This window comes from thiotrophic endosymbiont of Bathymodiolus puteoserpentis (Logatchev) (assembly GCF_900127505.1).
Lineage (GTDB): Bacteria > Pseudomonadota > Gammaproteobacteria > PS1 > Pseudothioglobaceae > Thiodubiliella.
The window spans coordinates 1-3,586 of sequence record NZ_UEXF01000023.1 but is presented as its reverse complement, the minus strand read 5'-3'; the positions used below and the strand labels follow the sequence as shown (position 1 = coordinate 3,586).

Below are 3,586 nucleotides of genomic sequence, written 5' to 3'. Positions count from 1 at the left end.
AGTTGACCTTGTAGCAACAAAAAACCAACTGTTGCCAGAGGTATCCGATATGATGGCGGATTTAGACGCAATAGAGTTAAACAATGAAGTTGTAAAAATTCACTACCCTGTGGTAGAATATACAAGCAAAATAGTATCATTAAATTTTGATAACACACCTGATATTAGCGGTGTGTTACAAGGCATTAAAGGGCAATACTTGCTGTTAGACACAGGCGTGCTAAATATTAGAAAATTTAGTTCATACAATATAACTCTTGAGTATTGACAATGTCATTACAATAAGGTAGTATTTACCTATGGAATTTGAATGGGATGAAACTAAAAATAAACTAAACCAGACAAAACACGGTATTAGTTTTGAAGAGGCAAAAGAAGTTTTTTTTGACCCTTTACAAGTATCCAAACTAGATCATAAGTTTCACTATTTTGAAGAAAGATGGGTAACAATCGGCACAACAAGCAAACACAAGTTATTAGTGGTTGCAAATTTGTTCTACACAGAAGATGGTTCTGAAATTATTAGAATTATTAGTGCTAGACAATCTGATAAACAAGAAAGGAGCATATATGAAAACACTTAAAGAAAGAGCGTTGCATGATGATTACGAATTACCAGAACATTATGATTTTACTGGTGGCGTTCGTGGCAGATTCTATCAGCCAAAAAAAATACCTACCTCCATGAGGTTAGATAACGATATTTTAATTTTTTTAAAAAAAGAGGCGAGCGAAAAAAAGATTGCTTACCAAACGCTGATTAACAATCTATTGCGTGAACATATGCAACCACCAACATCGACAAAATAAAATGGCAGAATTACAAATAGAAGATATCGAAACTGGCGAAGGCAAAACTTGCAAGGCTGGAGACTTCGTGTCTATGCACTATACTGGCTGGCTGACCAATGGCAAAAAATTTGACTCAAGTGTTGATAGAAACGAACCTTTTGACTTTAAACTCGGAGCGGGACAAGTCATCTCTGGCTGGGACAAGGGCGTTGAAGGTATGCTGGTGGGCGGCAAGCGCAAACTTACTATTCCATCAAAACTGGCTTACGGGGAATTTGGCGCAGGCCCAATCCCACCAAGTGCGACAATAATTTTTGATGTTGAACTATTAGGCATTAAATAAGATGAGGCTTGATGAGTTATAAAGTGTTATCCTTGTTTAGCGGTTGTGGGGGGCTTGATTTGGGTTTTCAAGGGGGGTTTCGTTTTCTTGATAAAAATTTCTCAAAAAACAACTTTCAAATAATATGGTCAAATGATATAGATAAAAATGCTTGCCAAACATACCAAAATTATTTTGACCATCCAATAGTTTGTGGCGATATTAGAGAAATATTGTCAAACAATCATACAGGTACATTCAATAATCCAATGCCCTTGAAATCCGATATTGTGCTTGGTGGTTTTCCTTGTCAAGACTTTAGTCATTCAGGAAAAAGAAGGGGTTTTGACAGCAAAAGAGGAACCTTATATCAAGCAATGTCCGACACCATTGTAAAAACAAAACCAAAAGTTTTTTTAGCTGAAAATGTGAAAGGACTGTTAACACTCAATGATGGTGCAGCAATAAAACAAATTGTGCAAAATTTCGAGACAATAGGATACCATGTATCATACAAACTCTTATTAACAGCAGATTTTGGCGTTCCTCAAAAAAGGGAAAGAGTGATTATTATTGGCACAAGAAAAGACATATTGCCAAAATTTAACTTTGATATACTGTCAAATCAAAATACTGAGTGGATGTCGGCACAACAAGCGATAGGCGATTTAGAAAGTGAAAACGAAGGTGATGTTGATAATCATTTTTGGTCAAAAGCAAAAAAGAACAAGGGTCAGGGAAACAACGCAATTAAAAAAGAGAACCCCGCACCCACAATGAGAGCAGAGCACCATGGTAATATTGAATTTCATTGGAATGAAAAAAGACGCTTATCAGCCAGAGAGGCTGCACGCATACAGTCTTTTCCAGACGACCTATTTTTTTACCCATCTACTTCAAGCGCCTACAAACAAATCGGCAATGCTGTGCCCCCCGTTTTTGCCTGGAATTTAGCAAGAGCTATAGAAATTTTCATTGATAAAAATATAAATAAAGAAAATGAAAATCACTATGCAACGAGGGTTAATTTATGATTGTCGCTCACAATAAAGATTATGAAGCTTTTACACGGTTACTTTCTAGGTCGGTATCACAGTTAGAGATTGAGTCCAATACTCAAGCAGAATATTACTTAAACAGGGGTGGTGTAGATTTTGAAAAAGATGCTTACAGTTTTGTTAAAAATAATGCGAAAAATACAATATTTGAAGGCAATATAGAATTAATATCAGGGCAAAAATTTCCCGATATTGTAGCTTATGTCAATAAAAACAAAGCTTATGGCTTAGAAGTTAAAACTACAAAATCCAACAAATGGAAAACGACAGGTAGTAGTATTTTTGAAGGAACAAGAGTAGATAATATACAAAATATTCATCTTTTATTTGGAAAATTGTCCAACCCAATTGAATTTAAATGTAAAAAATATGAAGAGCGCTTGTATGATGTTGCAATTACCCACTCTCCTCGCTATTTGATAGATATGAACATTATGGAGCATGAGTCTATATTTAAAAAAATTGGCATTGAATATAACGAACTAAAAAAACTCAACAATCCATTTGAACCAATAAAAAGGTTCATGAGAAAAAGATTGAAAGCAGGTGAAGACTTATGGTGGATAGACAATGATGAAGACACTATTGGCTTGGGTATAAAACACTGGAGCAACCTGTCTTCTGAGCAAAAAGACGAGCTAAGCACTTTAGCGTTAGCGCATTTCCCAATTTTATTAAGTAAAGATCCACAAAAATATCTGCGACTATCAACATGGTTAGTATCTAGATTTGGCGTTGTAAACCATGCATTAAGAGATACTTTTACTGCTGGTGGGCAGATTAAAATACAAGGTATTATGTTTCCACAAATTTTTAAATACATTGTTAGCGAACTAAATAATATTATCGCAAATGTCAATAAAATTCAAGAGGATGATATAAGTTATTATTGGGAAATAGATACGCCCATAAATAATAAAGTCGATATGTGGAAGCAACAATGTTTGTTACACTGTCAAAACAGTTTGAACGAAAGTCAACTAAATATAATTAAACAATTACTCTTATGAATGACGATTTCCCACGAATAAGAAGATTGCCAGAATATATTTTTGCAATTACGAATAAGCTAAAGGTTGAAGCCAGAGCTCGTGGCGAAGATATTATTGACTTTGGCATGGGCAACCCTGACCAACCAACGCCTGAACATATTGTGGAGAAATTAGTAGAAGCAGCACGCCGTAGCGACACACATCGTTACTCCACTTCTCGTGGTATTCCACGTTTAAGACGCGCAATTTCAAACTGGTACAAAAATCGTTTTGATGTCGATATTGATGCAGAAACTGAGGCAATTGTTACCATTGGCTCAAAAGAGGGTTTGGCAAATTTAGCACAAGCGGTTGTTGGTAGTGGCGATACGGTTTTAGTGCCCAACCCTGCTTACCCTATTCATCCCTATGGGTTTGTGATT

7 protein-coding genes are annotated in these 3,586 nt (G+C 35.7%); all 7 read left to right on the top strand.

What is annotated here, in order from left to right; genetic code table 11:
- The coding region (locus tag BHECKSOX2_RS03595; protein WP_139682506.1) for a DUF2797 domain-containing protein at positions 1–268 on the top strand (268 nt) is incomplete at its 5' end.
- A 31-nt stretch (positions 269–299) separates the two neighbouring features.
- Positions 300–584, top strand: a complete 285-nt coding sequence (locus BHECKSOX2_RS03590; protein WP_139682505.1) for a BrnT family toxin — start codon at positions 300–302, stop codon at positions 582–584.
- Positions 571–810, top strand: a complete 240-nt coding sequence (locus BHECKSOX2_RS03585) for a BrnA antitoxin family protein (RefSeq protein WP_139682504.1) — start codon at positions 571–573, stop codon at positions 808–810. The genes BHECKSOX2_RS03590 and BHECKSOX2_RS03585 overlap by 14 nt, the downstream gene beginning before the upstream one ends.
- 1 nt (position 811) lies before the next feature.
- Entirely contained in the window at positions 812–1,135 is a 324-nt protein-coding gene (locus BHECKSOX2_RS03580; RefSeq protein WP_139682503.1) for an FKBP-type peptidyl-prolyl cis-trans isomerase, read from the top strand.
- 11 nt (positions 1,136–1,146) lie between these two features.
- On the top strand, positions 1,147–2,148 hold the full coding sequence (locus BHECKSOX2_RS03575) for a DNA cytosine methyltransferase (protein ID WP_139682502.1): 1,002 nt from the start codon (positions 1,147–1,149) through the stop codon (positions 2,146–2,148).
- Positions 2,145–3,182 carry a hypothetical protein gene (locus BHECKSOX2_RS03570; RefSeq protein ID WP_139682501.1) on the top strand — a complete coding sequence of 346 codons (1,038 nt, stop codon included), beginning with the start codon at positions 2,145–2,147 and terminating at the stop codon, positions 3,180–3,182. Before BHECKSOX2_RS03575 ends, BHECKSOX2_RS03570 begins: the two co-directional genes overlap by 4 nt.
- Positions 3,179–3,586, top strand: a 408-nt coding sequence (locus tag BHECKSOX2_RS03565) for an aminotransferase class I/II-fold pyridoxal phosphate-dependent enzyme (RefSeq protein ID WP_139682500.1), incomplete at its 3' end; no start/stop codon positions are given. The genes BHECKSOX2_RS03570 and BHECKSOX2_RS03565, both read left to right, overlap by 4 nt.